Annotated in this window: 3 protein-coding genes; 2 read left to right on the forward strand and 1 reads right to left on the reverse strand. The window is 63.7% G+C overall.

Annotated elements, in window-relative coordinates:
* Both AB4Z11_RS25205 and AB4Z11_RS25210 read left to right on the forward strand, forming a co-directional pair.
* A partial coding sequence (locus AB4Z11_RS25205) for a TonB-dependent receptor (RefSeq protein WP_442028519.1) occupies positions 1-1,716 on the forward strand: 1,716 nt, incomplete at its 5' end.
* The gene (locus AB4Z11_RS25210) at positions 1,716-3,461 is read left to right on the forward strand and encodes a phytase (RefSeq protein WP_442028520.1); all 1,746 of its coding nucleotides are present in this window, start codon (positions 1,716-1,718) and stop codon (positions 3,459-3,461) included. The genes AB4Z11_RS25205 and AB4Z11_RS25210, both read left to right, overlap by 1 nt.
* On the opposite strand, the gene AB4Z11_RS25215 is transcribed toward AB4Z11_RS25210, so the two are convergent.
* Complete coding sequence (locus AB4Z11_RS25215) at positions 3,412-4,080, reverse strand: TetR/AcrR family transcriptional regulator (protein WP_442028521.1); 669 nt, start codon at positions 4,078-4,080, stop codon at positions 3,412-3,414. The two genes, AB4Z11_RS25210 and AB4Z11_RS25215, sit on opposite strands and share 50 nt — an antisense overlap.
* Between the last annotated feature and the right edge of the window lie 39 nt (positions 4,081-4,119).

Consider the following 4,119-nt stretch of genomic DNA (forward strand, 5'->3'; position numbering starts at 1 on the left):
TTCCTGAGCCGCTTCAGCGACGATGAAGTACGCGACCGCATGACCGTCAGTAACGTCAGCGGCGGCGCACTGACCGAAGGCGTACCTGCCAGCGCGCGCCTGGAGCGCCGCATCCGCCAGCGCAAATTCACGCAGGAGATCCGCTCTGCGGTTCTGGGCACCAGCCAGAATTTGAGCGACTGGCAGCTCGATCTCGAAGCTGCCTACAGCCGCTCGGATGAAGACACRCCGGAATCCCTGAACGACGGCCGTTTCCGCGGCAACGCCAACTTCGCGGGCATCGCATTTACGGATGGCCAGCTGCCGCGTTTACAGGCCCCCGCCAGCGCCTTCGACCCAGCCAGCTACAGCCTGAACGCCATCACCCTGCAACAGCGCTATTCCAACGACAAGGAAAAGCACGCACGATTCGACTTGTCGCACGCCTTTGAACTCGGCGAATACCGCTCCGACCTGAAGTTCGGCGCCAAAGCCAGCCGCCGCGACAAGACCAATGACACCAACCAGTGGGCCTACAACAGCAGCAAGTCCACCAGCCCGAATTACTGGGGCGCCGGCTCCACTTCCATGAGCGCCTTCGTGGAAGACCGCATGCTGGACTACAAACTGGGCACCATCGGCACCGCGCTGGACCCTATGCTGATCCGCGCCCGCGTCGCTGGCCTGGACCGCAACGCCGCCAGACTGTCCGCCGAATCGGCCATCAGCGATTTCGGCATGAGCGAGGATATCAACGCAGCCTATGTGCAGAACACACTGTCGCGCGGCGCATGGCGCGTGCTGGCAGGCGTGCGCGCCGAGCGCACCAGCTTTGACACATCCGGCGCACAGGTCAACGGCAGCGTGATCACGCCTGTGCAGCGCAGCCACTCCTACACCAACTGGCTGCCGTCGCTGCAGGCCCGCTACGAAATCGACAGCGCCACCAGCGTGCGTGCGGCATGGACCAATTCCGTCGTCCGCGCCAACTTCAGCCAACTGGCGCCGGGCGTCACCCTCGCCAGCCCAACCGAAGCGACCATCGGCAATCCGGACCTGGCCCCATTGAAAGCGCACAATATCGACCTGGGCGTCGAGCGCGTCATAAGCAGCGACGGCACTGTGTCGGCCTATCTGTTCAACAAAGAGATCCGCAACTTCACCTACACCACCAATCTGGCGGGCACCGGCCAGTGGCTGGGCTACACCACCGCGACTTCCTATGCCAATGGCGATAGCGCCCACGTACGCGGCATCGAACTGGCGTGGCAACAGCCGCTGCGCATGCTGCCGGCCCCCTTCAACAACCTGCTGATCGGCGCAAACGGTGCGCTGACCGCGTCCAGCGCTGCCATCGCCAGCTACGATGCTGCGACCAAAACCCAGCAACGCCGCGACATCATGCTGCCGGGCCAATCCAGGCGTGTGATGAACCTGATGCTGGGCTATGAACAAGGCCCCGTCAGCAGCCGTCTGGCCGTGAACTACAAATCGCCTTACCTGCTGGAGCTGGGTGCGGACATTCTGAAGCCTGCGCAGGACCATATCGTCGACACGCAGACCCAGCTTGACTTCTCCTTCAACTGGCAGCTGAATAAGCGCGTGCAGCTGACCTTCGAAGCGGCAAACCTGAACAACGAAAAATACTACGTCTATCAGGGCACCAAAAACCACAACGTTCAATACGAACAATACGGCCGCACCTACAAGATTGGCCTGAAAGCGAGCCTGTTCTGATGAAGGCGGTATTCAAGACCCTCGCAGCGTCACTGGCCCTGATTGGCGGCGGCACGATCCACGCCGCGCCAGCACAGCCGCCCCTGGTGGCCAAGGCCAGCGAGCTGTCCGCCCTGCCCGGCGGCGGCTGGCTGACAATTGACAAGCACGGCCTGCACTTGCTGGCCGCCGATGGCTCGGAGCGCGCCCACCTGGCCCTGCGCGCCAAGCAGCTGGACACGCGCGCAGCGAACGGCATTACCGCCCAGCGCACGCTGGCCATTGTCATCGACGCCAACACCGAGCAAGTAGTTCCTGTACTGGCCGATCCGGCGGCCGGCACCCTTCAGGCCTCCGCGCCAATCCCGGCGCCGGGATGGGGCACTGGCGTCGCCTGCCTGTTCCGCGACGCCCAGCAGATCGACTACATCTTCCAGTCGGCACGCGATGGGCAGGCGGAGCAATGGCTGTTGAAGGACGGCGTGCCGCAACTGGTGCGCAAGCTGGCCCTGCCGCCACACGTGAAGCATTGCCGCACCGACGACGCGACGGCAACGCTGTTCGTCAGCGAGCCGGACCTGGGCTTGTGGGCCTACAACRCCGATCCTGAAGACGGCGGCTCACGCGAGCCGGTGGCGTTGCGCGCGCCATTCGGCAAGCTGTCCGGTGGTGCAGGCGCGATAGCGGTACGTGCAGATGGCGTGGAAGTCGAGGATGCCACATCGCACAGGCACATCTTTCATCGCGGCAGCGGCGCCTGGCACTCCGGCGCTGCGCGCAAGACGCCGGCAGCAATGCAAGCGCCTGCCATCGTGATGGCCCGTGCGCAGACCGAACCCATGCCACGCCTGGGTGACGCAGCCGACGATCCGGCCATCTGGGTCAATCCACGCAACCCTGCCGACTCACGCGTGCTTGGCACGAACAAGAAACAGGGCCTGCTGGTGTACGACATGCAGGGCCGCCAGACCCAGTTGCTGGAATCCGGGCGCCTGAACAACGTCGACCTGCGCCAGAACGTCGATCTCGGCGGCGTGCGCGGCGATTTCGCCCTCGCCACACAACGCGACGAAAACTCGATGGTGCTGTATGCCATTGCCTCCGATGGCGAGGTCAGCGAAGCCGCGCGTTTCCCGACGCCGCTGGAACGTATCTACGGCACTTGCGTTTATCAGCCGAAGAACGGCGGCCTGGAAGTCTTCATCAACGACAAGGACGGCAGCTTCCTGCAGTACCGCATCGCGCACAACGGCGGCGCCTACACCAGCACCCTGCTGCGCCGCTTCAAGACAGCCAGCCAGCCGGAAGGCTGCGTGGCCGACGATCGCACGGGACGCCTGTTTCTCGGCGAGGAAAAGCGCGGTGTCTGGTCAATTTCGGCCGATGGCGACGGCAAGGAATCCATGCACATGATTTTGCCCGTGGGCGGCATCATGACGGCGGACGTGGAAGGCATGTCGATCTACCACGGCGCCAACGCCAGCTATCTGGTCGTTTCAAGCCAGGGCAGCAGCAGTTATGTGGTGCTGGACGCGGCGGCGCCGCACAAGGTCCGCGGCAGCTTCCGCATCGGCATCAATCTGGAAGCCGGCATTGACGGCACCTCGGAAACGGACGGCCTTGATGTCACCTCGGCCAATCTTGGCGGTCCTTTCGCTCAGGGCATGCTTGTGGTCCAGGATGGCCACAAGCGCCTGCCGGACGGACCGCAGAACTTCAAGTACGTTTCGTGGGAAGATGTGGCGCGTGCGCTGAACCTGCGCTAATCAGCTCGGCGAGGTAATGCTCCACCAGGCCTTGCAGTTCGGCCGTTGCGTCGCCCCGATCAGCCGCAGGCACCTCCGCATTCAACGCAACGGCGGCCTTCATCAGGTGCTGGATGACGGCCGCCCTGATCTCCAGCTCACGCGCGGGGAGTTCCGGCGCCAGCACGGCCAGCACCGAAGCCACCTCGCCGCGCACCTTGCGGCGAATATCCTGGGCGCCCGGCATCACCGGGTCCTGCAATTCCGCCAGTCCCAGGAATGCGGGACGCGATTTGCGGAACCGAATGAAGGTCGTGGTCAGGCGCGCGGCCAGCACCGGCAATTCCACCGTTTCCGCGTCACGCCGCAAACCTTCGAAGACTTCGCCAAGCTGCGCCAGGTATTGCTCAAACAATGCCTGCGCCACCAGTTCCTTGGTCGCAAAGAACTGATACAGCGAACCAATGGACGATTCGGCGCGCGCCGCGATGGCGGTCATGGTCGCCGTTTCGTATCCCTTTTCCGCAAATTCGGCAGCAGCCGCCTCCAGCAAGGCGGCGACACGCGCGACGCCGCGCGCGCGGCGTCGCGCCTTCGCTTCACCGGCGTTCGCGGTTTTCGTTGACTTTTGTGAGTCCATCCTCATATAATTTTTTGTGAGCCCACCCTCACAATACAC

This window comes from Pseudoduganella sp. RAF53_2 (assembly GCF_052113985.1).
Taxonomy (GTDB): domain Bacteria; phylum Pseudomonadota; class Gammaproteobacteria; order Burkholderiales; family Burkholderiaceae_D; genus Rugamonas.

Bases quoted from the DNA above. Each gene is read 5' to 3' on its own strand.
- AB4Z11_RS25215 (WP_442028521.1), bottom strand. From the start codon at position 4,080: ATGGACTCACAAAAGTCAACGAAAACCGCGAACGCCGGTGAAGCGAAG.